Genomic DNA, 20,261 nt, shown 5'->3' on the forward strand with positions numbered 1-20,261 from the left:
GCCGCTCAGCGCTCCGCGGGGGCGGGCACCGGGCTGGCGTCGGTCTCCTCGACGGGAGTGTCGATCGCGAGCCGCTCGCCGGCGCTCTCCCGGATGGCCGGCAGCACCAGCAGCCCGAACAGCGCGGCGAACACGGCGTAGAAGGCCGGGGCGAGCGTGATGCCGGTGGAGGCGACGAGCGAGGTCGCGATCAGCGAGGCGGTCCCGGTCCCGACGATGCCGCCGATGTTGAAGCCGAGCGACACCCCGGAGTAGCGGACGCGCGTCGGGAAGAGCTCCGCGTACATCGTGTAGACGACGCCCTGCTGGATGGCGAAGGGGATGTTGAGGATCAGCGCGGCGACGATCGCGAGCAGGAGCGAGCCCTGCTGCATGAGCCAGAAGCAGGGCACGGACAGGACGACGAAGCCGAGCATGCCGGTGGCGGCCAGCTTCTTGCGGCCGAACCGGTCGCTCAGGGCGCCGGCCCACGGGATGATGCCGATGGGCAGGAGGATGATCAGCACGGTCAACCACAGGCTGCTCGAGAGCGAGTACTTCAGGACGCCCGAGAGGTGCACCACCAGGTAGACCGAGGCGAGTGCACCGGTGGTCAGCGTGGAGTACGCGAGGCCGACGAGCCGGAGCAGGCTCCCCTTGTGGTCACGCACGACCTCGGTCAGCGGGGCCTTCGGCGGCGCCGACTCCTCCACCATCTTCAGGAACAGCGGCGAGTCCTCCACCTTGAGGCGGTAGAGCACTGCGGCCACCAGCAGCGGCGCAGCGATCAGGAACGGGATGCGCCAGCCCCAGCTGGCCATCTGCTCGGCCGTGGTCAGGGCGCTCACGGTCCCGACGACCGCCGCGGCGCCGGCCAGGCCGATCGCGACCCCGATCGAGGTCGCCGACCCGAACAGACCCCGTCGCTTCGACGGCGAGGACTCGGTGGACAGCGACACCGCACCGCCGACCTCGCCCCCGGCCGAGAGCCCCTGCAACAGCCGCAGGACGGTCAGCAGGATCGGGGCCGCGACGCCGATCGAGGCGTAGGTCGGCAGGAGTCCGGTGAGTGTCGTCGCGACGCCCATGAGCGCGACCGTCGCGAGCAGCACCGTGCGGCGGCCCCGGCGGTCGCCGATGCGACCGAAGATCAGACCGCCGAGCGGCCGGATCACGTACGCGCCCGCGATCACCCCGAGGGTCGACAGGAGCGCCACGAAGCCCTGGGTGGCGGGGAAGAAGAGCTTCGCGAGGACGACGGCCAGGGAGCCGTAGATCGCGAAGTCGTAGTACTCGATGGCGGTCCCCACGGCGGCGGCCGTGCTGGCCCGGCGGGCGACCACCTCCCGATCGGTCCGGGTGTTCGTCGTCATGCGGCGCTCCTTCGCGCTCCGGCTACGGGGACGGTCGTCACCCGGCACGGGGTGACGGTAGACACTGAACTGACATCAGTTCAAGTCCCGATCTCGTCGTCTCAAGGGTTGACATCGGCCATGGACCGACTCAAGCTTTGACCTGAACTCAGTTCAACTTGGGAGGCACCGATGGCAGTCGAGGACGACATCCAGTTCGAGCGCGACGGGCACATCGCCCGGGTCTGGTTCAACCGGCCCCACAAGCGCAACTGCATCACGGTGCCGATGCTGCACCGGCTCGACGAGATCATCACCGAGATCGAGGGCGACGACGAGATCCGCGCGGTGGTCGTCCGCGGCCGCGGCAACACCTTCTCGTCCGGCTTCGACCTCGACAGCCTGCAGTCGGACTTCATCGGCTCGAGCACGGCGATGGACGTCGCCGTCGTCTCGGCGAAGGTGTGCGACCGCTTCTACAACATGTCGAAGCCGTCGGTCGCGGTCCTCGAGGGCTACGTGACCGCGGGCGGCTTCGAGGTCATGATCTCGTGCGACTTCGCGATCGCGGACGACGCCGCCCTGATCGGCGACTTCCACATCCGCCGCGCCCTGTTCGGCGGCGCCGGCCCGATCTACCGGCTGCCCCGCATGATCGGCATCCGCAAGACCAAGGAGCTCATGCTCACCGGCAAGCTCCTGACCGGTAAGGAGGCCGCGGACTTCGACCTCGTCAACACCAGCGCGCCGGCCGACCAGCTCGACGCCACGGTCGAGGAGTTCGTCTCCCACCTGACCGACAAGAGCCCGTTCCAGATGAAGCTCACGAAGATGGCGGTCGACCGCGGCCTGGACGCCGACATCGCCTCGCTCATGGTCCTCGAGCACCTCGCGGTCGGCGTCACGCTGAACTCCGACGACGCCGCCGAGGGCGTGTCCGCCTTCCTGGAGAAGCGCGACCCGAAGTGGACCGGCCGCTGAGCCGGTCCTGACCGACGCCGACGGCCCGTCCCGGGCCGTCGGCGGGGCCGCCCGGGCCGACGACGATCCGGTGGGAAGGAACCCGATGACGCAGGAGACGGTGGCGGCGCAGACCGTGCCCACCGACGACGTGCACACCGACGACGCGGACCCCGTGCTCGCGCACCGGGTCCGCACGGCGCTGGGCGCGCCCGACGCCGGACCGCTGCGGGTGCTCGAGGGCGGCCGGTCCGGGCTGACCTACGTCCTGCACGACGGCGGGTCGGGGCACGTGGTGAAGGCCGTCCCCCCGGGGCGGCCGGCGCGGGGCCGCCACGACGTCCTCCGGCAATCACGCGTGCTCTCCGCGCTCGCCGGGTACGGCCTGCCGATCCCGGCGGTCACCGCCCGCGAGGAGGAGGCGCCGGCCTGGTTCGCCATGGAGCTGGCCGCGGGGGAGGCCGTCGAGCCGGTGCTCGACGTCGGCACCGAGCTCCCCGTGAGCCTGGCCCGCGACCGCATGGAGCGGGCCGCCCGGGTCCTCGGGGCCCTGCACGCCGTGCCGCTGGACCGCCTCGCCGACGGCGTCCGCGACGCGGGCGGCGTGCTGCCCGAGCCGGCGACACCGCACGACGAGCTCCTCCGCTGGGAGGAGACGATGCACGCGGTGCCGGCCGAGCTGCGGCCCGGCGCCGCGGAGCTCCTCGCGGCTCTGCATGCGGACGTCCCGGAGGCCGTCGAGCCCGTGCTCGTGCACGGCGACTTCCGCCTCGGCAACCTGCTGTGCGACGGCGCCGAGCCCACCGCGCTCGTCGACTGGGAGATCTGGGGGGTGGGGGACCCCCGGGTCGACCTCGGTTGGTTCGGGGTCTTCACCGACGGCGACCTGTTCCCCGGCGTCGGCCGGGTGGTGCCGGGCCTGCCGTCCGAGGACGAGCTGGGCGAGCTCTACCGCGCCGCGGGCGGCACGCAGCCGCAGACGGCGTGGTTCCGGGCGCTGGCCCGCATGAAGATGGCCGCGATCATGGGGCACAACCTGCGCCGCCACCGCGAGGGCCGCCACCACGACCCGGTGCAGGAACAGCTCCCGCCCACCATCGCGGCGCTGATCGACTCCGGCCGGGCCCTGCTGGCCGGGAGTGCGTCGTGACCGTCAAGACGCCCGCCGAGCTCTTCGACCTGACCGGGCGCACCGCGGTCGTCACCGGCGCCTCGTCCGGACTGGGCGCCCGCTTCGCCGCCGTGCTCGCCGCGGCCGGGGCCACGGTGTGGACCACGGCCCGCCGCAAGGACCGGCTGCACGAGCTCGCTGCCGACCAGCCCCTGTTCCGCCCCGTCGCCGCCGACCTCGGCACCGAGGACGGTCGCCGGACAGTGATCGACACCGTCCGGGCCGGCTCGGGGACGATCGACCTGCTGATCAACAACGCCGGGGTGGACAGCGGTGCCAAGCCCGCCGACGAGACCTCCGAGCGCTTCGCCGAGGTCCTCGGCACCAACCTCGTGGGTCCGTTCCACCTCGCCCGGCTCGCCGCCGAGTCCGCCGGGCCGCAGGGACTGGCGGTGGTCAACGTCAGCTCGATCCTCGGGTTGGTGTCGGCCGCGCCGATGGGCGGGGCGAGCTACGCCGCGTCCAAGGCCGGGCTGCTCGGGTTGACCCGCGAGCTGGCCGGCCACTGGGGCCGCCGGGGAGTCCGGGTCAACGCCCTGGCTCCCGGCTGGTTCCGCACCGAGATGAACGACGAGCTCTTCGCCGACGAGCGCTCGGTGCGCTGGATCGGCCGTAACACCATGCTCGGCCGCGCCGGGGAGCCCGCGGAGCTCGACACCGCGCTGCTCTTCCTGTGCTCGCCGGCCAGCAGTTACCTCACCGGACAGATCCTCACCGTCGACGGAGGGTGGACGGCACGATGACCACCGTCAGCAAGACCGAGCTCGACGAGTTCACCGAGCGCGCGCGGGAGTGGCTCGCGGAGACCGTGCCCCGGCGCGGCGACGACGACCACCGCTCGGTCGCGGTCTTCCACGACCTGCCCTTCGACGAGGAGCGGGCGCTCGTCGACCGCATTCGCGACTGGTTGCGAACGCGGTTCGACGCCGGGTACGGCGCGCTCTCGTGGCCCACCGAGCACCACGGCGCGGGACTCTCGGCGCTGCACGAGGAGGCGTTCGCCGAGGTCGAGCGCGAGTTCTCGACGCCGGGTCAGCACGAGCTGACCTCGGTGTCGACGGCCCTCGTCGCGCCCACCGTGCAGATGTTCGGCACCCCGCACCAGGTCGAGGCGCTCGTCCGGCCCCTCCTGCGCGGCGACGTCACGGCCTGCCAGCTGTTCTCCGAACCCGGCGCGGGCTCCGACCTCGCCGGGCTCGCGACGAAGGCCGTCCGCGACGGCGACGCCTGGGTGGTCACCGGACAGAAGGTGTGGAGCTCGGGCGCCCAGTTCGCCGACTGGGGCGAGCTGATCTGCCGCACCGACCCGGACGTCGCCAAGCACAAGGGCCTCACCGCCTTCCTGCTCCGCATGGACACCCCGGGCGTCGACGTCCGGCCGCTGCGCCAGATGTCGGGCGGCTCGTCGTTCTGCGAGGTGTTCCTCGACGAGGTCCGCATCCCGGACGCCTGGCGGCTCGGCGAGGTCGGCGGCGGGTGGGGCGTCACCCTCGCGACCCTCGGCTTCGAACGCGGGCACTCCGGGGCGAACGCGGACCTCGGTGGCGGCTACGACCAGCTCCTCTCCGACGCGCGGCGGCTCGGTCGCCTCGCCGATCCCGAGGTGCGCCGGCTGCTCGCCGCGGTGTACGCGGCGGAGAAGGTCGCCGCGGTCTCGGCGCAGCGCGACCGGGAGGCCCGCCTGGCCGGGGTGGAGGTCGGCGCGATCGGGTCCCTGCGCAAGCTGGCGTGGACCGAGCGGCTGACCCTCGTCTCGCAGGCCGCCGCCGCGATCCTCGGCACTCGGCTGATCGCCGACACGGGGGACGGCAGCTACCGCTGGACCGAGCACGTCCTGGGCGCCCCGGGCTACCGGATCGCCGGCGGCTCGGACGAGGTCCAGCGCACGATCATCGCGGAGCGCCTCCTGGGCCTGCCGCCGGAACCCCGCGCCGACCGCGGGGTCGCCTGGAAGGACATCCCCCGATGACCACCTCGGTCGAGGCCGCCGTCGTCGCGGCCCGCCCGGACCCGCAGCCGTTCGCCGGGCGCACCGCCCTGGTCACCGGCGGCTCGCGGGGCCTCGGGCGGGAGATCGCGATCGCCCTGGCCGCCGCGGGCGCCGACGTCGCGATCGCCTCCCGCAAGAAGGAGGCGTGCGTCGAGCTCGCCACGCAGCTCGCGGCCGCCACCGGTCGCCGGGTCACCGCCCACGCCGCCCACGTCGGGCACTGGGACGAGGTCGACGCCCTGCTCGACGAGGTCGAGGCCGAGCTGGGCCCGGTCGACGTCCTCGTCAACAACGCGGGCATCGCCCCGACCTACCCCTCCCTGGAGAAGGTCTCCGAGGAGCTGTTCGACAAGGTCTTCGCGGTCAACGTGAAGGGGCCCTTCCGGCTCACGGCGCTCGCCGGGGCGCGGATGGTGCAGCGCGGCGGCGGCGTCGTCCTCAACATCTCCTCGATGGGGTCGGGCCGCCCGACCGCCGGCGACCTGCCCTACACCGCGGCGAAGTCCGCGCTCAACACGCTGACGGCGGGCTTCGCCCAGGAGTACGGGCCGTCGGTGCGGGTCAACACGATCCTCGCCGGCCCCTTCGCCACCGACATCAGCCGGTCGTGGGACCCGGCCGCGGTGGCCCGGATGGCCCAGGACTGGCCGTTGCAACGGGTGGGGGAGCCGACCGAGATCGTCGGCGCGGCCCTGCACCTGTGCGGCCCGACGGCGAGCTACACCACCGGTGCGCTGCTCGCGGTCGACGGCGGACGGCTGGCCGCGCCGTGAGCGCCGTCCGGTTCGTCGACCCGTCCCTGCTCGCCGACACCGACTCCGGCCCCGCCCTGTGGGGGAGCCGCTGCCGCGACTGCGGCGCGCACACCTTCCCCCGGCAGGGCGGCTGCCCGCGCTGCACCGGCTCCGCCATGGAGGACGTCGTCCTCTCCCGCACCGGCACGCTCTGGTCCTTCACCACCCAGGGCTTCCGCGCCAAGCCGCCCTACACCGGCAGCGCGGCGTACGAGCCCTACGCCGTCGGCTACGTCGAGCTGCCCGGGCAGCTCATCGTCGAGACCCGGCTGGTCGAGACCGACCCGGACCGCCTGGAGATCGGCATGCCGGTCGAGCTGGCGCTCGTGCCCTTCCGAGACGTTCCTGACGACGAGCAGGGGCCGGTCCACACCTTCGCGTTCGTGAGGAGGACGCCGTGAGCGGGGTCGCGATCGTCGGGATCGGCATGCACCGGTTCGGCCGCACCGAGGGGGTGTCGGGGCGGGCGCAGGCCGTGCACGCCGCACGCCGGGCCCTCGACGACGCCGGGCTGCGCTTCTCCGACATGCAGTTCGGCTTCGGGGGCTCCTACTCCGCGGGGGACGCCGACACCCTCGTCTCGGAGCTCGGGCTGACCGGGATGCCGTTCATCAACGTGTTCAACGGGTGTGCGACCGGCGGCTCCGCCCTCATCGCCGCGGACGCCGCGATCCGCTCGGGCGCGCACGACCTCGGGATCGTCATCGGGTTCGACAAGCACCCGCGGGGGGCGTTCGACGCCGACCCCACCGACCACGGGCTCGGGTCCTGGTACGGCGAGACCGGGCTCATGGTCACGACGCAGTTCTTCGGCATGAAGATCCAGCGCTACCTGCACGACCACGATCTGAAGCCCGGCGTGCTGGCCGAGATCGCGGCCAAGGCCTTCCGCAACGGCGCCCGCAACCCGATGGCGTGGCGGCGGAAGGAGATCACCGCCGACGAGGTCGCCGCGGCGCCCATGATCTCCCATCCGCTCACCCAGTACATGTACTGCTCGCCGGGCGAGGGTGCCGTGGCGCTGGTGGTCTGCCGCGCCGAGGACGCCCACCGCTACACCGACCGCCCGGTGTACCTGGCCGCGGCGACGTTCCGCAGCCGGCGGTACGGGTCGTTCGAGGTCTACTCGCCGTGGCTCGCGCTCGACCGGGCCCCGTCGCCGAGCGTCGACGCGGCCGCGGCGGCGTTCGCGGCCGCCGGGATCGCCCCGTCCGACGTCGACGTGGCCCAGATCCAGGACACCGAGTCCGGCGCCGAGCTGATGCACCTGGCCGAGACCGGTCTCTGCGAACACGGCGAGCAGGAGGAGCTGATCCTCTCCGGGGGCACGGCGATCGAGGGCCGGCTGCCGGTCAACACCGACGGCGGCTGCCTGGCCAACGGCGAGCCGATCGGCGCCTCGGGCCTGCGCCAGGTCCACGAGAACGTGCTGCAGCTGCGCGGCGACGCCGGCGAGCACCAGGTCCCGGGGAACCCGCAGGTCGGGTTCACCCACGTCTACGGCGCGCCGGGCATCTCCGCCTGCACCGTGCTGACCCGCGAGGAGCCGTCATGAGTTGGGGATTCGAGTCCGAGCCCGAGGTGGCCGCGGAGCTCGAGTGGGTCGAGGAGTTCGTCCGCGAGGAGATCGAGCCCGTCGACCTCGTCGTCGAGCACGCGTGGAACCCGCGGGACCCGGTGCGCAACGCGCTCATCCGCCCGCTGCAGGAGAAGGTGAAGGAGCGCCGGCTCTGGGCCTGCCACCTCGGCCCCGAGCTGGGGGGCGAGGGCTACGGCCAGCTGCGCCTCGCGCTGCTCAACGAGAAGCTCGGCCGCACCCACTCCGGCCCGGTCGTCTTCGGGTGCCAGGCGCCCGACTCCGGGAACGCCGAGATCCTCGCCCACTACGGCACCGACGAGCAGAAGAAGACCTACCTCGAGCCGCTGATCGCGGGCGACATCGTCTCCAGCTTCTCGATGACCGAGCCGCACGGCGGGTCCGACCCGACCGGCTTCCGCACCACCGCGGTGCTCGACGGCGACGAGTGGGTCATCAACGGCGAGAAGTGGTTCTCCAGCCACGCCCTGTTCGCCGAGTTCCTCATCGTCATGGCGGTGACCGAGCCCGACGCGGAGCCCCACCGCTCGATGTCGATGTTCGTCGTGCCGGCCGACGCCCCCGGCGTCGAGCGGGTCCGGGACGTCTCGGTCTGGGGTCACGACGAGGCCGTCGGCACCCACCAGTACCTGCGCTACACCGACGTCCGGGTCCCGGCCGAGAACATCCTCGGCGGGCGCGGCGAGGCGTTCGCGGTCGCGCAGACCCGGCTCGGCGGAGGCCGGATCCACCACGCCATGCGCACGGTCGGCCTCGTGAGCTCGGCGTTCGAGATGATGAAGCGCCGGGCGGTCTCGCGGACGACGAAGGGTCGTCGGCTGGCCGACCAGCAGCTCGTCCAGGAGATGATCGCCGACACCTGGATCCAGCTCGAGCAGTTCCGGCTGCTCGTCCTGCAGACGGCGTGGAGGATCGACCGCTACCAGGACTACCGCAGGGTCCGCGCCGACATCGCCGCGGTGAAGGCGGCGATGCCGAAGGTGCTGGCCGACGCCGCGGGACGCGCGATCCAGATCCACGGCTCGCTGGGCATCTCCAAGGAGCTGCCCTTCGGCAAGTGGGTCCTGGAGTCGTACCACATGGGGCTCGCCGACGGCGCCACCGAGGTGCACAAGGTCAACCTGGCCCAGGCGCTGCTGCGGGGGACCGAGCCCGACGACGGGCTGTTCCCGCCCTACATCCTGCCCACCCGCCGGGCCGAGTCCCGGGAGCGCTACGCCGAGGTCCTGGCCGCGGCGGCCGACGACGGGGAGACGCCGTGAGCCTGCGCATCACGCCCGACGCGGACGCCGAGGAGCTGCGCGCGGTCGTCCGGGAGGTCCTGGAGCGGCACGCCGAGCCCTCGCGCGACGCCGAGCCCACCTGGGACCCGGACCTCTGGCGCCGGTTCGCCGGCGAGCTCGGCGTCGCCGCCCTCGACGTGCCCGAGGAGCTCGGCGGTGCCGGTGCGGGCTTCCGCGAGGTCGCGGTGGTCGCCGAGGAGCTCGGCCGCCGGCCGGTCCGCCTGCCGTGGTTCTCCACGGCCGTGCTCGCCGTGGGCGCGCTGCTCGAGCTCGTCGGCACCGACGGCCTGCGGCGCGAGCTGCTGGCCGCGCTCGCGAGCGGCGAGCGGACCGCGACCTTCGCCTGGCGCGAGGACCACGACGGGTGGGACCCGGACCGCCTGACGACGCGCGCCGAGGGCGACGACCACGGCGGGTGGCGCCTGCACGGCGCCAAGCTGCAGGTCGTCGAGGGCGCCACCGCGGACGTCCTGCTCGTCGTCGCGGCGGTCGAGGGCGAGCCGGCGGTGTTCGTCGTGGACGGCACCGCCGAGGGGCTGGTCCGCTCGCCGCTGCGCGCGCTGGACCCGAACCGGCAGCTCGCCGACGTCCTGCTCGACGGGATCCCCGCGCGGCGCCTGGGCCGGCCCGGCGACGCCCGCGAGGTGATCGCGCGGGTGCTCGAGCGCGGCCGGGCCGCCCTCGCCGCCGAGCAGACCGGCGGCGCGGCGGCCGCGCTGGAGCTGTCGACCTCCTACGCGGCCGACCGGGTCCAGTTCGGCCGGCCGATCGCGACGTTCCAGGCGGTCAAGCACCGGTGCGCGGACATGGCGGTCCGGGTCGAGGCGGCCCGGTCGGCGTCCTGGTGGGCGGCGGCCGCGCTCGCCGAGGACTCCGCCGAGGCGCCGGCCGCGGTGGCGACGGCGGCCCTGGTGTGTTCCGAGGCGTACTCGTGGGTGGCCGCGGAGACCGTCCAGGTCCACGGCGGCATCGGGTTCACCTGGGAGCACGTGGCCCACCTGCACGTGCGGCGGGCGGCGGCGGACGCCGTCCTGCTCGGGGTCGGGCACGGCGACGCGCTGCTCGCGGCGGCCGGGGTCGAACGCGCATGAACCCGGTTCAGGCGCTGACTAGGGTGAGGGCGACCCCACTGCCGGAAGGGCCGCCCATGAGCATCGCTGCACTCACCGAGGTCGAGGACGGTCCGCGGTCGAAGCGGCCCGCCATCCTCGCCGCCGCCGTCGAGTGTTTCGGGGAGGCCGGCTACGAGGGCACGAAGTGGTCGGCGGTCGCCGACCGCGTCGGCATCGGGCAGACCGCGCTCTACCACTACTTCGAGTCCAAGGCGCACTGCCTGCTGACCGTGATGCGGCTGGGTCTGCGCAACTCCGACGCGGCCTTCCACGCGGCCACGGCCGACGCGCCGACCGCCCTGGAGGGCCTGCGCGCGGCGGTCGGGGCGGCCTACGCGCTCTCGCCGCAGGAGGTCCAGCAGAACCGGATCCTCGTCGCGAACATCGGCCTGCTGGCCGCCGCGCGCTCCTCCGAGCGGGAGGAGAAGGAGCGCCTGGCCTCCCGCGAGCTGGTCGCCCGGGTCGAGCGCAACTGGGTCGAGCTGATCGAGCGCGGGATCCGGGCCGGGGAGTTCCCCGACCGCGACCCCGTGATCATGGCGCGCAGCCTCCTCGGGCTGATCACCGGCGTGTGGCGCTGGTACCGCCCGGACGGCGCGCTGGACCTGGACGCCATCGCCGACTTCATGGCGGGCTGTGCCACGCGCATGGTCGCCGCCGACGAACCGTGACCGTCGAGGAGGACGGAAGATGATCATCGAGGAGTACTACGGGCGGCTCGACGGCCCGGACCCGCTGAGCGGGCTCGACCTGGTGGCCCCGGACGTCGAGTTCCTCATCGCGATCCCGGGGAACGACGTCCGCGGTTCGGGCCGCGCCGACCTCGAGGCCTACGTCGCGGGACGCCCGGCCGTGGGCCGGCGCCACCACGTGCACCGGCGCGCCGTCGACGGCGACCTCGAGATGGTGCACGGCATCGTCACCGAGGCCGACGGCCGCGGCACCGGGTCGTTCACCGCGACCGCGCTCGTCACCGACGGCCGCGTGGCCCGGTACCAGGCGTTCTTCCGGCCCGACTTCGGCATGTTCGCGCTCCCGGTGGGTGCCGCGTGATGGACGCCGACGAGGTCCTGACCACTACTCGCGCGGTCCGCCGCCGTCTCGACGCCTCCCGCCCCGTCCCGCTCGAGCTCGTCCGCGAGTGCATCGAGGTGGCGCTGCAGGCCCCGGCCGGGTCCAACCTGCCCCGCACCCGCTTCGTCGTCGTCCGGGATCCCGGGCTCCGGGCCGGGCTGGCGGACCTCTACGCCGACGTCTACGAGGGCACCTACCGCGCCTCGGAGGGCTACATCGGGCGGGTCGGGACCGACGACGCCGGGGCCGCACGCACCCAGGAACGGTCGGCGCGGTCCGCCGACGCGCTGGCGGACGCCCTGCACGAGGTCGACACCATCGTCATCACCTGCCTGGAGGGCGCCCGCCTCGACGGTGCCTCGGCCATGGCCAGTGCCTCGCTGCTCGGCGGGGTGCTGCCGGCGACGTGGAGCTTCATGCTCGCCGCCCGGGCCCGCGGCCTCGGCACCTGCTGGACGACGATGCACCTCGCCCGCGAGCGGGAGGCCGCCGAGCTCCTGGGCATCCCGTTCGACCGGGTCCAGCAGGTCTGTCTGACGCCGGTCGCCTGGACCACGGGGGAGCGGTTCGGCCGGGCCCGCCGCCCGGCGGTGGACGACGTCCTGCACCTCGACGGCTGGCACGACGACCTGCCGGGCGTACCGGACGTCCGCGGCCTCGCCGCGAGCTGACCCCTTGCCGGGCCCCGCACCGTTGCCTAGCCTCGTCTCTATCGAACTGAACTCATGTCAGGAGAAGTCGTGATCGACGCCGATCCGGTCGCACCCGCCGCACCCTTCCTGCGCCGCTGGTTCGCGAGCCTCGACGGGGACACCCCCGACGACATCCTGGGCATGATCGCGCCGGAGTTCCGCTTCTCGATCGTGTTCGGCACCGGCGGCGGCGCGGCCCAGGACTTCGCAGGCGGGCGCGCGGCCATGGAGGGCTACCTCGCCCAGCGCGAGAAGGGCGTCCTCACCCATCACGTACTGAGCGCCTCGACCGTCGGGTCCGACGAGCTCGTGCTCGGTCAGGCCCGCCGCGGCGGCGCCTTCGAGTCCACGTTCGTCGCCGCGGCCCGGCTCGACGGCGACGGGCGGGTCACCGACCTGATGATCGGCCGCTCGCCCGAGCTCGACGTCGCCCGCTGACCCCCGCCGTCGAGAAGGAGACACCCGTGTTCAACCTCGTCCTGCTGGCCGCCCGCCCGCCCGAGTGGACCCACGAGCAGTTCATCGACTGGTGGCGCGGCGAGCACGCGGAGATGACCTATCCGCTGCCCGGCCTGCGGGCCTGGCGCCACACCGCCGTGTCGAGCGCGCTCGAGCCCCGCTCGGAGGGCTGGGACGGTGTCTCGGTGCTGAGCTTCGACGACGAGGCCGCCGCCCGCGCGGCGCTCGCCAGCGAGGAGTGGGCGGCCGCGGTGAAGCACGTGGGCCACATGAAGGGCCGTCGGATCGCGCTGCTCGGCGACGAGCGCGAGATGCTCGGGGCCGACCGGTGAAGGAGCTCCACGCCGACCTGGAGCGCCGGGCCGCCACCGCGCCCGACGACGTCGTCGCGGTCGACGCCGACGGGGAGCACCGCGTGGCGGACCTCGTGGCGCGGGCGGCGGACCTCGCGGCCGCTGTCGAGGCCCGCACCGGTCCGCGTCCCACGCTGATGGTCCAGGCCGACAACTCCTGGCGCACGCTCGTCGCGGCGCTGGCCGTCGGTCGCCTCGACGGCACCCTGGCCCTGCTCAGCCGGCACACCACCGCCCAGGAGTTCGCGGCCGCCCGCGAGGACGTCGACCCGGACGCCGTCGTCCTCTCACCTGCGCTGGCCGCCGTCCTCGCCCCCGGCGACGCGGACGCGGACGTCCTCGACGGCTGGTGTCTCACCGCCCGGCCGGCGCGCGGTGGGGACCGCTGGCGCGGCGGCGTCGTCATCGGTCTGACTTCGGGGTCCACGGGTCGCGCCAAGGGCGTCGTCCAGTCGGAGGCCGCGCTGCGCTACGCCGGGCGCTCCACGATCGACGCCGTCGGGCTCCGTCCCGGCGACACGGTCGCCGCGCTCGTCCCGCTGTCCTCGGCGGCCGCCGTGTGCTTCGGGCTCTACCTCCCGCTCCTGCTCGGCGGCCGGGTGCTGCTGCTCGACCGCTGGGACCCCGCGGTCGCGGTCGACCTGATGGCGGCGCACGACACGCGTTGGACGATGTGCGTGCCGACGATGGCCCTGCAGATGGGCTCGGCGGCGCGCCACGGCGGGGAGCTCACCGCGATGACGGCCATGACGATCGGCGGCGGCCCGATGGACGCCGGCGCGCTGGGCCGCGCCGAGGAGCGGCTCGGCACCCGGTTCCTGCGGGTCTTCGGGATGTCGGAGTGCCTCGGCCACACGACCTCGCGGCCGGACGACGACCCGGTGACGCGGCTGGGCACCGACGGGACGCCGTTCCCCGGCACCGAGCTGCGTGCCGTCGACGAGGACGGGACGACGCTGCCCGCCGGGACCCCCGGCCGGGCCCAGGTCCGCGGTCCGTCGCTCTTCCTCGGCTACGCGCGGAACGGCGAGGTGGTCGCGCCCGCGCTCACCGCGGACGGCTTCCTGCCGACCGGCGACCTGGCCGAGGTGGCCCCGGACGGCACCGTGTCCATCCGGGGACGCGAGAAGGACATCATCATCCGCGGCGGCCGCAACATCGACGTCACCGAGATCGAGTCCGCCGTCGCCCGCCACCCGCACGTCGACCAGGTCTGCGTGGTCCCCGTGCCCGACGACGTGCTCGGCGAGCGCGTGGCCGTGCTGATCGTCAGCGCGCACGACGACCTGGACCTCCCGGAGGTGCAGCGCCACCTCGGCGAGCTGGGCCTGACCAAGGGCAAGTGGCCGGAGTACGTCTTCCGGGTCGAGAGCCTGCCGATGAACCGGGTCGGCAAGCTCTCGCGGCCCGACGCGGCCTCGCTCGCCGACCGGCTGCGCACGGTCCGGGCCTGACGGTGGTCCGCACCCACGAGGCGACCGGCACGGGCGTCGTCGCGTCCCCGCACGACGACCTCGTCCCGGTCGATCCGGACGCGCGCGCGAGCTGGTGCGCCGCGCTCGGGATGCAGGCGGTCGTCTACGGCACGCCGGCGGCGCTGCAGTACGCGCAGTTCTCCGAGCAGGTGCTGGCACCGGGGGCGCCCGGACGCCTCGCGGAGTTCATCCACGAGCGGACCCCGGCGGGACCTGAGTTCCGTGGGTTCCGCGCGCCCAACGCCGACACCCTGTACTCGAACGCCTGGCTGGACCTGCGGGCCGGCCCCACGGAGCTGCGGCTGCCGGAGTTCGGGAAGCGCTACTTCACGGTGCAGGTGCTCGACGCCCACAGCAACGCCACCAACGTCAACGCCCGGACCGCCCCGGGGGCCAGACGGTGCTGGTTCGTCTCGCCCGGGTGGTGCGGCGAGGCGCCGGCGGGCGTGACGGTGGTGCGGGTGGGCACGGACCTCGTCTGGCTGCTGCTGCGAATCCAGGTCCTCGACGACGGCCTGGACGCCGTGCACCGGCTCCAGGACGCGGTGACCCTGACCGGGTCGCCGTGTGCCGAGGCCCTCGGCCCGGTCGTCGACCCCGACACGGTCGAGACAGACTGGCGGGTCTTCCACCGCTCCCTCGACGCGGCGTTGCGGCTCGGCGGGGTGCCCGCCGGCGACCGGGCGTACGTGCGGCCGTTCCGGGCCCTGGGCCTGCTCGGGTCCGAGCCGTGGGACCCGGCCGGCCTCGACGACGCCACCGCGCGCGGGCTGGAGACCTCGTTCGCCGCCGCCCAGGAGGTGCTGCGGGCGAGCCGTCCCCAGCTGGGCGAGCCGACCGGCACGGGGTGGACCCGGGTCCGCGACAAGGGTGCCCACGGCACCAACCACCTGGCCCGCGCCGTGATGAACCACGTCGGGCTCGGGGCGAACGTGGCCGACGAGAACACCTCGTTCAACACCCACGTCGACGCTGCGGGTGATCCGCTCGCCGGCCGATCCGGCCCCTACTGCCTCAGCTTCGACACCCCGCCGCCGGCGCATGCGTTCTGGAGCGTGACGCTCTACCACGTCGAGACCGGGCGGCTGTACGCCAACGACCTCGACCGCTACGGCCTCGGGAGCGCGTCGCTGGGGACGACCGGGCCGGTGGCGATGACCATCGCCCACGAGGACCCGGGGGAGGGGCCCTGGTTGCCGTGCCCGGAGGGCCGGTTCTACCTGATCCTGCGGATCTACGCGCCGGGCGACGCGGCGCGCGACGGCACCTGGCTCCCGGCGCCGGTCGTCCGGCTCTGAGGCGAGCGGATCCGTCCAAGCCGCACGGGGCCCTCGTCGGGAAAGCTCTCCGCCCATGACGAGCCCCGTGCGCAGGATCATCGCCGACGTCGCGATGACCGACCCCGCCGCCGACCGCGCCTTCTGGACCGAGCTGCTCGGCCTCGACACCCCGATGGACCAGGGCTGGGTGGTGAACCACAGCGCGACCGGTGTCGCGCAGCTCCCGCAGGTCCAGCTGCTCACCCACGACCGGACGGCGCCGGAGGACACGGTGCTCTCGGTCGCCGTGGAGCCCGCCGAGCACGAACCGCTCTACCGCCGGATGATCGACGCCGGGCTGGAGATCGTGCACCCGATGACCACCGAGCCGTGGGGCGTGCGGCGGTTCTTCGTGCGGACGCCCGGGGGTGTCGTGGTGAACATCCTGGAGCACCACGACGCGTGATGTAGTGAACCCCGTGCGGACACTGATCACGGGCGCGTCGAGCGGGCTGGGCGAGGGCATGGCGCGGGAGTTCGCGGCGCGCGGCCACGAGCTCGCGCTCGTCGCGCGGCGCACCGACCGGCTGGACGCGCTGGCGGCGGAGCTCTCGGCGCGGCCCGGGGCGGCGCAGGTCGTCACCGCGGCGCTCGACGTCACCGACGACGCGGCGGTCGCGCGGGTGATCCCGGAGGTGGCGGGCAGGCTCGGCGGGCTGGACCGCGTGATCGTCAACGCCGGGATCGGGGAGGGGCGGAAGGTCGGCTCCGGGAAGCCGGAGGCCAACCTGCGGACCGCGCGCACGAACTTCGTCGCCGCGATCGCCCAGGCCGAGGCGGCCATGGAGATCTTCCGGGCGCAGGGGACGGGCCACCTCGTCCTGGTCACCTCGGTGGCGGCCGACCGGGGGCTGCGCGGCGCGCAGACGGTGTACGCCGCGGCCAAGGCGGGGCTCTCGACGTTCGCGGAAGGCCTGCGCTCCGACGTGCACGGCAGCGGCATCGTCGTCACGGAGCTCGCACCCGGCTACATCCGCACCGACCTCAACGAGGGCATGTCGATGCCCTTCGGCGTCGATGCGGCCACCGGGGTGCGGGCGATGGTCGAGGCCATCGAACGGCGGCCCGGGCACGCCTACGCGCCGCGGTGGCCCTGGTCGCTGCTCGGCCCGGCGCTGCGGCTCATGCCGATGCCGCTGGTGCGGGCCCTCACCTGATCACTCCACGAGCGCCTGGGTCCCGAGCACGACGGCGAGCTCGAGGCGTTCGGCGTCGGGGGTGCCCGGGTCCGCGGTGTAGACCATGATCCGCACGTCGTCGGTGGCGACGACGAGGGTGTCGCAGTCGAGCGTGACCGGCCCGACCGCCGGGTGCTCGATCGTCTTGCGCTTCGAGACCTCCGCCATCGGGTCGGGCAGGTCGGCGTCCCACAGCTCGGCGAACCGTGGGCTGCGCGCCGTGAGCTGGTCGACGAGGTGGCGCAGCGAGCGGTCGGCGGGGTAGCGGGCGGCCGTCATGCGCAGCGTAGCGACGACCGTCTCCTCGAAGACCCGCTCGCCCTCCGGGCTGTACGCGACACGACCGCCCGGGCCGACGAAGTGCCGCCACAGGGCGTTGCGCTCGAGGCCCTGCCACGACGTGGTGTCGCCCATCAGCGCGTCGTAGGGCGCGTTGGCGACCAGCAGGGTCAGGGCGGCGTCGAACACGGCGACCGGGGTGTGCTCGAGGCGGTCGAGCAGCCGCTGGACGCTGCGCGTGATGCGCGCCGGCACCACGTCCCGCCCGGGCGTCGCGTGCCCGGCGAGGCCGAACAGCAGGTCGCGCTCGGCGTCGGAGACCCGCAGCGCGCGGGCGAGCGCCTCCACCACCTGCGCCGACGGTGCGGTGGCGCGACCCTGCTCGAGACGGGTCAGGTAGTCCGCGGAGATGCCGGCGATCCCGGCGAGCTCCTCGCGGCGCAGCCCCGCGGCCCGGCGGCGCTGCCCCGAGGGCAGACCTACCGTCGACGGCTCCAGCCGGTCGCGCCAGCGGCGCAGCGTGCGCCCGAACTCGGAGGTCATGGTCCCAGTCTGGCCGCGCGCGCGGGCGGTGTCCTGGCCCCGTCGGTCCCACCACCGATTCCGGGTGGACGCCCGCGCCTAGACTGATGAGGTGCTCAAGGAGAGGCTCCGCAGCGATCTGACCACCGCCATGAAGGCCCGCGACGAGGTCCGGGTCTCGACGCTGCGCATGGCCCTGACCGCCGTCAGCACCGCCGAGACCGCGGGCACCGAGCACCACGACCTCACCGACGACGAGGTCCTCGGCGTGCTCACCAAGGAGACCAAGAAGCGCCGGGAGTCCGCGGAGGCGTTCGACGGCGCCGGCCGCACCGAGCTCGCCGAGCGGGAGCGCGCGGAGGAGAAGGTGCTCGCCGAGTACCTGCCCCAGCCGCTGACCGACGAGGAGCTCAGCTCGCTCGTCGCGGCCGCCATCGCCGAGACCGGGGCCGAGGGGCCGAAGCAGATGGGGCAGGTCATGAAGGTCGTGCAGCCGCAGGTGGGTTCGCGCGCCGACGGCAGGCGCGTGTCGACCGAGGTGAAGCGGCAGCTCTCGTCCTGACGGGTCCGGGTCAGACCGGGACCAGCCGACGACGGGTCCGCTCCGGCTCGGCCCGGTACCAGGCCAGCGTGGCGGCGATGCCCTCCTCCCACGGCGTCGCGGTCGTCGGGAAGACCGCACGGAAGGCGCTGTCGTCGACCAGGAACGGCTGGTCGAACTGGTAGAGCAGCTGCGCGCCCTCGCGGGCGACCGGGGAGACGAGTCGCAGCGCCGCGACCATCGCGGGCGTGATGCGGCCGAGCCGCACCGGTCGCCCGGCCGCGGCGGCGAGGTGGGCGACGAACTCCCGCCCGGTGCTCGGCGGCGGCACCGGCGTGTGCCACACCCGGCCGGACGCCCCGTCGGGTGCGAGCGCGAGGTCGACGAGCGCGGCCCCGACGTCGGGGGCGTAGCCCGCGGTCATCGGCAGGTCCGGGTCGCCCGGCCAGCGGGCGGTGCCGCCGCAGGCGGCGGCGGCGAAGAGCCACGCGCCGAGCAGCGACTCGACCCCCGGCCCCCACAGCTCCGGCGCCCGACCGATCACGGTCTCGACCTCGCCGCGCGCGTGGGCGGCGAGCACCATCTCGGCGAGCCAGGCGCGCAGCACGCCCTTCTCGGCGACCGGGCGAGCCGGGGTGTCCTCCCGCATCGGCGCGTCGACCCGGCCGTACATCCAGGTGTCGTCCGCGAACACGAGCCGCGCGCCGGCCGCGCCCGCCGCGGCGAGCAGGGCCCGCGTGGCGTCCGGGAACGCGCTGCGCCAGGACGCGAACGGCGGGTTCACGCAGTGGTAGACGGCGGTCGCGTCGACGCAGACCCGGCGCATCGCGGTGGCGTCGGTCGCGTCCGCTGCAACGCTCTCGGCCCCGGGCACCTGCGGGTCGCGACGCGACACCGCCCGGACCGGCAGCCCGCGACGCGCCAGCTCGGCGACCACGGCGCGCCCGATCCCGCCGGAGGCCCCGACGACGACGTGGGTCATCGTCCGGCCCCCGCCGGTGCGGGGTGCTGGACGTGTTCGGTGGCCAGCAGCCGGTCGAGGGCGGCCGGCGCGGCGGTGTCGGGGAGGCACCGCACCAGGACGTCCCGGGCGGCGACGGCGAGCGGGGACCGCCAGGCCGCGACCCGACCGGCCCGCCGCGAACGGCGGGCGAGGGCCCGCGCCGACGGGGAGCGCCGGTGCTCGTACCGGTCGAGTCCGGTGCCGTCGGGCCGCGCCTCGTCGGCGAGCACGACGGCGTCGAGGAAGGCCTGGCTCGCGCCCTGCCCGAGGTACGGGGTCATCGCGTGGGCGGCGTCGCCGAGCAGCGCCAGGCGACCGCGGCTCCACGTCGTCGGCGGGCGGAGGTCCTCGAGGGCGTGCACGGCGACCGGTCCGGCGGCGGCGAGGACGGCGGGGACGGGGTCGTGCCAGTCCGCGAACCGCCGTCGCAGCCAGGGGAGGGGATCGACGAGGGCGCGGTCCGGGACGTCGGCGGTGCGGACGACCGCGTACAGGTAGGTCCGTCCGCCGGGCGCCGGGGCGAGGCCGACGAGGTCGCCGCGGCCCCAGCTCTCGCCGCCCGCGTCCACGGCGTGCCCGGCGAGCAGCCGGAACGCGGTGCGGCCCGTCGGGCGGGGCGCGGCGCTCGGGTCGACGGCCGCCCGGACGGTGCTGCGCAGCCCGTCCGCGGCGACGACGAGGTCGGCGACGTGGACACGCCCGCGGACGTCGTGCACGACGGCGGGTGTGGTGGCGTCGCCGGGGTCGACGGAACGGACGGCGGCGTCGGCGTCGATCGGAGGCGCGGCCGCGCGGAGCAGGTCGTGCAGGCGCGGTCGCTCGAGGACGACGACGCCGTCGCCCTGCTGCCGGCGTAGGGCGGACGCGTCGGTGCGGGTCAGCCACCGGCCCCGGCGGTCCCGGATGCCGCCGGCGCCCTCGACGGTGCCGGCGGCGCGGACGTCGTCGCCGACGCCCAGCTCGTCGAGGGCCGCCAGCCCGTTCGGCCAGAGCGCGATCCCGGCCCCGACCTCGCCTGGGCGGTCGCGGCGTTCGAGCACCGTCACCTCCCACCCGCGCCGGGCGAGCGCGATCGCACCCGCCAACCCGCCGAGACCCGCTCCCACCACGACCGCCCGCGCCATGACC

23 protein-coding genes are annotated in these 20,261 nt (G+C 74.5%); 19 read left to right on the forward strand and 4 right to left on the reverse strand.

Annotation, left to right across the window (positions count from 1 at the left end):
* Positions 1–5 precede the first annotated feature (5 nt).
* Entirely contained in the window at positions 6–1,352 is a 1,347-nt protein-coding gene (locus tag ACQPYX_RS16980) for an MFS transporter (RefSeq protein WP_433798496.1), read from the reverse strand.
* Positions 1,353–1,523: 171 nt separating this feature from the next.
* Between ACQPYX_RS16980 and ACQPYX_RS16985 the strand changes: the two genes are divergently transcribed.
* The 18 genes from ACQPYX_RS16985 to ACQPYX_RS17070 all read left to right on the forward strand — a co-directional run bounded on the left by ACQPYX_RS16985 (position 1,524) and on the right by ACQPYX_RS17070 (position 16,767).
* Positions 1,524–2,312 (forward strand): enoyl-CoA hydratase/isomerase family protein, encoded by a 789-nt coding sequence (locus ACQPYX_RS16985; RefSeq protein WP_179793452.1) that lies wholly within the window; start codon positions 1,524–1,526, stop codon positions 2,310–2,312.
* A gap of 85 nt (positions 2,313–2,397) precedes the next feature.
* Positions 2,398–3,441 carry a phosphotransferase family protein gene (locus ACQPYX_RS16990; RefSeq protein WP_433798497.1) on the forward strand — a complete coding sequence of 348 codons (1,044 nt, stop codon included), beginning with the start codon at positions 2,398–2,400 and terminating at the stop codon, positions 3,439–3,441.
* The gene (locus tag ACQPYX_RS16995) at positions 3,438–4,205 is read left to right on the forward strand and encodes an SDR family NAD(P)-dependent oxidoreductase (protein ID WP_433798498.1); all 768 of its coding nucleotides are present in this window, start codon (positions 3,438–3,440) and stop codon (positions 4,203–4,205) included. The genes ACQPYX_RS16990 and ACQPYX_RS16995 overlap by 4 nt, the downstream gene beginning before the upstream one ends.
* Complete coding sequence (locus tag ACQPYX_RS17000) at positions 4,202–5,431, forward strand: acyl-CoA dehydrogenase family protein (RefSeq protein WP_433798499.1); 1,230 nt, start codon at positions 4,202–4,204, stop codon at positions 5,429–5,431. The genes ACQPYX_RS16995 and ACQPYX_RS17000 overlap by 4 nt, the downstream gene beginning before the upstream one ends.
* Positions 5,428–6,225 carry an SDR family NAD(P)-dependent oxidoreductase gene (locus ACQPYX_RS17005; protein WP_433798500.1) on the forward strand — a complete coding sequence of 266 codons (798 nt, stop codon included), beginning with the start codon at positions 5,428–5,430 and terminating at the stop codon, positions 6,223–6,225. Before ACQPYX_RS17000 ends, ACQPYX_RS17005 begins: the two co-directional genes overlap by 4 nt.
* Positions 6,222–6,647 carry a Zn-ribbon domain-containing OB-fold protein gene (locus ACQPYX_RS17010; protein ID WP_433798501.1) on the forward strand — a complete coding sequence of 142 codons (426 nt, stop codon included), beginning with the start codon at positions 6,222–6,224 and terminating at the stop codon, positions 6,645–6,647. Before ACQPYX_RS17005 ends, ACQPYX_RS17010 begins: the two co-directional genes overlap by 4 nt.
* The gene (locus ACQPYX_RS17015) at positions 6,644–7,801 is read left to right on the forward strand and encodes a thiolase family protein (protein WP_433798502.1); all 1,158 of its coding nucleotides are present in this window, start codon (positions 6,644–6,646) and stop codon (positions 7,799–7,801) included. The genes ACQPYX_RS17010 and ACQPYX_RS17015 overlap by 4 nt, the downstream gene beginning before the upstream one ends.
* Positions 7,798–9,105 carry an acyl-CoA dehydrogenase family protein gene (locus tag ACQPYX_RS17020; protein WP_433798503.1) on the forward strand — a complete coding sequence of 436 codons (1,308 nt, stop codon included), beginning with the start codon at positions 7,798–7,800 and terminating at the stop codon, positions 9,103–9,105. Before ACQPYX_RS17015 ends, ACQPYX_RS17020 begins: the two co-directional genes overlap by 4 nt.
* Entirely contained in the window at positions 9,102–10,217 is a 1,116-nt protein-coding gene (locus tag ACQPYX_RS17025) for an acyl-CoA dehydrogenase family protein (protein ID WP_433798504.1), read from the forward strand. The genes ACQPYX_RS17020 and ACQPYX_RS17025 overlap by 4 nt, the downstream gene beginning before the upstream one ends.
* A 56-nt stretch (positions 10,218–10,273) precedes the next feature.
* Positions 10,274–10,909, forward strand: coding sequence for a TetR/AcrR family transcriptional regulator (locus ACQPYX_RS17030; RefSeq protein ID WP_433798505.1), 636 nt, complete (start codon positions 10,274–10,276; stop codon positions 10,907–10,909).
* 19 nt (positions 10,910–10,928) lie between these two features.
* Positions 10,929–11,291 carry a nuclear transport factor 2 family protein gene (locus ACQPYX_RS17035; protein ID WP_433798506.1) on the forward strand — a complete coding sequence of 121 codons (363 nt, stop codon included), beginning with the start codon at positions 10,929–10,931 and terminating at the stop codon, positions 11,289–11,291.
* Positions 11,291–11,983 (forward strand): nitroreductase family protein, encoded by a 693-nt coding sequence (locus ACQPYX_RS17040; RefSeq protein WP_433798507.1) that lies wholly within the window; start codon positions 11,291–11,293, stop codon positions 11,981–11,983. Before ACQPYX_RS17035 ends, ACQPYX_RS17040 begins: the two co-directional genes overlap by 1 nt.
* A 69-nt stretch (positions 11,984–12,052) precedes the next feature.
* Positions 12,053–12,442, forward strand: a complete 390-nt coding sequence (locus ACQPYX_RS17045) for a hypothetical protein (RefSeq protein WP_433798508.1) — start codon at positions 12,053–12,055, stop codon at positions 12,440–12,442.
* Between the two features lie 26 nt (positions 12,443–12,468).
* On the forward strand, positions 12,469–12,795 hold the full coding sequence (locus ACQPYX_RS17050; protein WP_433798509.1) for an EthD family reductase: 327 nt from the start codon (positions 12,469–12,471) through the stop codon (positions 12,793–12,795).
* Positions 12,792–14,270, forward strand: coding sequence for a class I adenylate-forming enzyme family protein (locus ACQPYX_RS17055; protein WP_433798510.1), 1,479 nt, complete (start codon positions 12,792–12,794; stop codon positions 14,268–14,270). Before ACQPYX_RS17050 ends, ACQPYX_RS17055 begins: the two co-directional genes overlap by 4 nt.
* Before the next feature lie 2 nt (positions 14,271–14,272).
* Complete coding sequence (locus ACQPYX_RS17060) at positions 14,273–15,589, forward strand: DUF1254 domain-containing protein (RefSeq protein ID WP_433798511.1); 1,317 nt, start codon at positions 14,273–14,275, stop codon at positions 15,587–15,589.
* A 55-nt stretch (positions 15,590–15,644) separates the two neighbouring features.
* Entirely contained in the window at positions 15,645–16,016 is a 372-nt protein-coding gene (locus ACQPYX_RS17065; protein WP_433798512.1) for a VOC family protein, read from the forward strand.
* A gap of 4 nt (positions 16,017–16,020) precedes the next feature.
* Positions 16,021–16,767, forward strand: a complete 747-nt coding sequence (locus ACQPYX_RS17070) for an SDR family oxidoreductase (RefSeq protein ID WP_433798513.1) — start codon at positions 16,021–16,023, stop codon at positions 16,765–16,767.
* On the opposite strand, the gene ACQPYX_RS17075 is transcribed toward ACQPYX_RS17070, so the two are convergent.
* Positions 16,768–17,610 (reverse strand): helix-turn-helix transcriptional regulator, encoded by an 843-nt coding sequence (locus ACQPYX_RS17075; RefSeq protein ID WP_433798514.1) that lies wholly within the window; start codon positions 17,608–17,610, stop codon positions 16,768–16,770.
* A 91-nt stretch (positions 17,611–17,701) separates the two neighbouring features.
* Between ACQPYX_RS17075 and ACQPYX_RS17080 the strand changes: the two genes are divergently transcribed.
* Positions 17,702–18,151, forward strand: a complete 450-nt coding sequence (locus ACQPYX_RS17080; RefSeq protein ID WP_433798515.1) for a GatB/YqeY domain-containing protein — start codon at positions 17,702–17,704, stop codon at positions 18,149–18,151.
* A gap of 10 nt (positions 18,152–18,161) precedes the next feature.
* Here ACQPYX_RS17080 and ACQPYX_RS17085 read toward each other — a convergent pair whose 3' ends face one another.
* Together ACQPYX_RS17085 and ACQPYX_RS17090 are read right to left on the reverse strand one after the other, a co-directional pair.
* Positions 18,162–19,112, reverse strand: coding sequence for an NAD-dependent epimerase/dehydratase family protein (locus ACQPYX_RS17085; protein WP_433798516.1), 951 nt, complete (start codon positions 19,110–19,112; stop codon positions 18,162–18,164).
* On the reverse strand, positions 19,109–20,257 hold the full coding sequence (locus tag ACQPYX_RS17090) for an FAD-dependent oxidoreductase (protein ID WP_433798517.1): 1,149 nt from the start codon (positions 20,255–20,257) through the stop codon (positions 19,109–19,111). Before ACQPYX_RS17090 ends, ACQPYX_RS17085 begins: the two co-directional genes overlap by 4 nt.
* Positions 20,258–20,261 lie beyond the last annotated feature (4 nt).

Source organism: Actinomycetospora sp. CA-084318, from assembly GCF_050955885.1.
Lineage (GTDB): Bacteria > Actinomycetota > Actinomycetes > Mycobacteriales > Pseudonocardiaceae > Actinomycetospora.

Coding starts and splice junctions, on each gene's coding strand:
- ACQPYX_RS16980 (WP_433798496.1), bottom strand. CDS start 1,352: ATGACGACGAACACCCGGACCGATCGGGAGGTGGTCGCCCGCCGGGCC.
- ACQPYX_RS16985 (WP_179793452.1), top strand. CDS start 1,524: ATGGCAGTCGAGGACGACATCCAGTTCGAGCGCGACGGGCACATCGCC.
- ACQPYX_RS16990 (WP_433798497.1), top strand. CDS start 2,398: ATGACGCAGGAGACGGTGGCGGCGCAGACCGTGCCCACCGACGACGTG.
- ACQPYX_RS17000 (WP_433798499.1), top strand. CDS start 4,202: ATGACCACCGTCAGCAAGACCGAGCTCGACGAGTTCACCGAGCGCGCG.
- ACQPYX_RS17005 (WP_433798500.1), top strand. CDS start 5,428: ATGACCACCTCGGTCGAGGCCGCCGTCGTCGCGGCCCGCCCGGACCCG.
- ACQPYX_RS17020 (WP_433798503.1), top strand. CDS start 7,798: ATGAGTTGGGGATTCGAGTCCGAGCCCGAGGTGGCCGCGGAGCTCGAG.
- ACQPYX_RS17030 (WP_433798505.1), top strand. CDS start 10,274: ATGAGCATCGCTGCACTCACCGAGGTCGAGGACGGTCCGCGGTCGAAG.
- ACQPYX_RS17035 (WP_433798506.1), top strand. CDS start 10,929: ATGATCATCGAGGAGTACTACGGGCGGCTCGACGGCCCGGACCCGCTG.
- ACQPYX_RS17040 (WP_433798507.1), top strand. CDS start 11,291: ATGGACGCCGACGAGGTCCTGACCACTACTCGCGCGGTCCGCCGCCGT.
- ACQPYX_RS17065 (WP_433798512.1), top strand. CDS start 15,645: ATGACGAGCCCCGTGCGCAGGATCATCGCCGACGTCGCGATGACCGAC.
- ACQPYX_RS17075 (WP_433798514.1), bottom strand. CDS start 17,610: ATGACCTCCGAGTTCGGGCGCACGCTGCGCCGCTGGCGCGACCGGCTG.
- ACQPYX_RS17085 (WP_433798516.1), bottom strand. CDS start 19,112: ATGACCCACGTCGTCGTCGGGGCCTCCGGCGGGATCGGGCGCGCCGTG.
- ACQPYX_RS17090 (WP_433798517.1), bottom strand. CDS start 20,257: ATGGCGCGGGCGGTCGTGGTGGGAGCGGGTCTCGGCGGGTTGGCGGGT.